At 41.4% G+C, this 1,707-nt stretch carries 2 protein-coding genes and 2 pseudogenes; 1 reads left to right on the top strand and 3 read right to left on the bottom strand.

Translation table 11 applies throughout. The features are described 5' to 3' along the window. Positions 1–116: pseudogene (locus tag A5N85_RS15385) on the top strand (transposase); the annotation flags it as partial. Between the two features lie 518 nt (positions 117–634). On the opposite strand, the pseudogene A5N85_RS17970 reads toward A5N85_RS15385, so the two are convergent. The 3 genes and pseudogenes from A5N85_RS17970 to A5N85_RS15365 all read right to left on the bottom strand — a co-directional run. Then, positions 635–850, bottom strand: a pseudogene (locus A5N85_RS17970) (transposase); the annotation flags it as partial. Between the two features lie 340 nt (positions 851–1,190). Further along, a complete protein-coding gene (locus A5N85_RS15370) occupies positions 1,191–1,352 on the bottom strand; it encodes a hypothetical protein (RefSeq protein WP_115305806.1) in 162 nt (53 codons plus the stop codon). Positions 1,353–1,581: 229 nt separating this feature from the next. Next, positions 1,582–1,683: a hypothetical protein gene (locus A5N85_RS15365; RefSeq protein WP_428843259.1), complete on the bottom strand. Its 102-nt coding sequence runs from the start codon at positions 1,681–1,683 to the stop codon at positions 1,582–1,584. Positions 1,684–1,707 lie beyond the last annotated feature (24 nt).

Below are 1,707 nucleotides of genomic sequence, written 5' to 3'. Positions count from 1 at the left end.
TCATGGACAATGCGGCTTTTCACAAACGTGAGGATATCAAAATACTGATAGAGGAGGCTGGGCATACTATCCTTTGGCTTCCATCTTATAGCCCTGATCTTAATCCCATTGAGCATACATGAGCATGGATAAAGCAAAAGTGTAAAGAATGGCGACCGCATTGCATTGACCGCTTATTCTTCTATTTTATGTGGATATGTAACGCTTTTGATGGTCTTTGACTATAGATCTCAGGAAAAAAGTAATCGCAAAACTAGCAGAAGGATATTCGGTTCGTCAGGTAGTCAATAACTTTGGTATCTATTTCACTCCTGCTCAGAAGTGGAAAATGCGTGATTGCTTTTAGCCTACTAAAAGAACAAGAACTTCTTATTCTTGCAAAATTGACCTCAAAGCTCTAATGGCTGATGAGACTTTTGCAAAAAACATTTAAAAAAATTGGAAAATTTTTCACCAGTCAGCAAAAAATCACGATTTTTGAGCATTTCTCTCTTAAAAATTCCTTTTTTTAAGGCTTTTCAGTCTCTTTTTGCGCCACTTAGACGCAATACGCCATATGAATCTTGTTCCCGCTCTTGAGCAAGTTCAGGCAGATGGCTTTCAAATGGCATTGCCCCTCTACCCTGATTAACCCCAAATGGCTCGCGCGTTTGCCGGCAAACTTACGGTGTAATGTCCCAAAGACACGTTCTATAACATAGCGCGTTTTTGACAGCAGTTTGTTACGGGCTTTCTATGCTTGACTCAGCGCTTGACTTCTACTGACTTTTTCCATAATGCCGTCTTTTAATCCTCTTTCTTGAAGAAGCTCACGATTTGCTTGGCTGCTGTAGTCTTTGTCGGCATAGACGGTGGTACCTACCTTTAGGTTTTCTAGTAATGACTCAAGATGCTGGCTTTCATGTTCGTTATAGTGAGATCAGCTAAAAAACAAAACATCCTATAGCCCTTATCTAGCCATTCTGGCGGTAGATAACGTTCTGTTTTTTAGCTGATTTGACTATAGCACTGCTGACGTGCAACTGTTTGATGTAGCCGTCTTGGTCTGTCAGGGCGTGTTTTTTGTAGCCTAGTGAGTATTGTCCTTTTTTCTTTGTCCAGCGAGCATCTCGGTCTTTACTGGCTGAGGTTGGTTTGATTGTGCCGTCTGCTCCTGTTTCTATCGCTTTCTTCTGTACGCTGCCTGTACTTTAGATGATGGTGGCATCAACAATGGCGGTTTCGGCTTTTTCGACTTTCAGTCCTTTGGCTTCCCATTGACGATTGATGAGCTTGAGAAGTTTAGGTAGAAGTTTGCTTTCTGCAAGCCAGTTACGATAACGACAAAGGGTACTGTGGTCAGGAATGTGCATTTCGTTAAAGCCGCAAAAGAGAGAAGTCCAAATGGGTATATATAGTGCAATCAGCTAAAAAACAGAACACCATTTACCGCCAGAAGCACTAAGGTAATGTTTATAAAACGTCCTGTTTTTTAGTTGATTTGACTATAGCTAAATGTCTTTAACTCACATACAGCATTAGCTCGTTTTCCCATACTGAGGTTAGCTGTCTGTGGTTTGTCAGTTTGTATGCAAGCTAAACCTATTCAGCTATAACAAAACTGTGTTCAAGCTCTGGGTCTGAGAGGTTATGCCATTGTCCGAGTAAGATGGCTTTGAATATGCTCAATAGCGGGTAGTTTATCCGTCCTCGCTTGTCGCGCTGTTG

This window comes from Suttonella ornithocola, assembly GCF_001889065.1.
Lineage (GTDB): Bacteria > Pseudomonadota > Gammaproteobacteria > Cardiobacteriales > Cardiobacteriaceae > Suttonella_A > Suttonella_A ornithocola.
Note: the sequence above shows the minus strand (reverse complement) of the source record. Positions and strands in the feature narration are given on the sequence as shown.

Bases quoted from the DNA above. Each gene is read 5' to 3' on its own strand.
- A5N85_RS15370 (WP_115305806.1), bottom strand. From the start codon at position 1,352: ATGCACATTCCTGACCACAGTACCCTTTGTCGTTATCGTAACTGGCTT.